Source organism: Psychrobacter sp. 1U2 (assembly GCF_051847575.1).
In genome coordinates, this window is sequence record NZ_JBPYDC010000872.1 from 1 (window position 1) to 793 (window position 793).

A 793-nucleotide genomic window follows, 5' to 3' on the forward strand; every position below is an offset into this window, starting at 1 on the left:
CCACACCAATGTCGCTTTCGTTGCTCAAAAGCTTGTCTAACATGCTCTCTGGGCTTTGCACATCGATAGAGAAGTGGATCAGTGGATTTTTACTATAGCTTGCGGACAAGCATTGCTGTAACGCGTCATAAAAAAACGCTGGCATCTGATCAATGAGACACAAACGAATGTGACCCCCATGAACAGAGTCTAATTGACGAATATAATGCAATTGATGTTGAAAGCTGGCAACCGCTTCGGTAAAGCTCAAACAGGCTTCATAGACCGCTGCACCATCTTCTGTAAGCTTAAAGCCAGCTCGGCCGCGATGACAGAGCGTCATACCCAAACGATCTTCTAAATGAGTCAAATGACCGCTAATGACAGAAGGGGTAACATTTAAGCGAGTTTGTGCGGCTGTCACGCCTTGACACTCTACAATAGCCATAAAGCTACGTAAGGTTTTGATGTCGATTTTTATCAGCTCATCTAACATTAAGAATTATGCTCCAGTGCCTATTTCTTTCATTTTTTAATATAAAATACGGTTTTTGACTTTTGATAAACTTCTGATAATGACGAACAAATCAAGCTTACTACGGAAATTTAGAAGTTTACTTCTAAATTTTACCATGGTCTGTACTCTGATATTTAGGTATTGTCAAAGCATATAACAAATTGCCTACCGTAAATAAGATAAAACAAGGATGTGAATGATGAAATTCAATCAACCATTAAGCGGCAACGAGATGCCAAGATTTGGCGGTTTTGCTTCGATGATGCGTCTGCCTACTCAAGCTGATGCTCAAGGATT

The 793-nt window shown here is 40.2% G+C and carries 1 protein-coding gene; it reads right to left on the reverse strand.

The features are described 5' to 3' along the window. Positions 1-475: LysR family transcriptional regulator (locus ACS8FD_RS19255; protein ID WP_439277041.1), on the reverse strand; the 475-nt coding region annotated here is incomplete at its 3' end. Between the last annotated feature and the right edge of the window lie 318 nt (positions 476-793).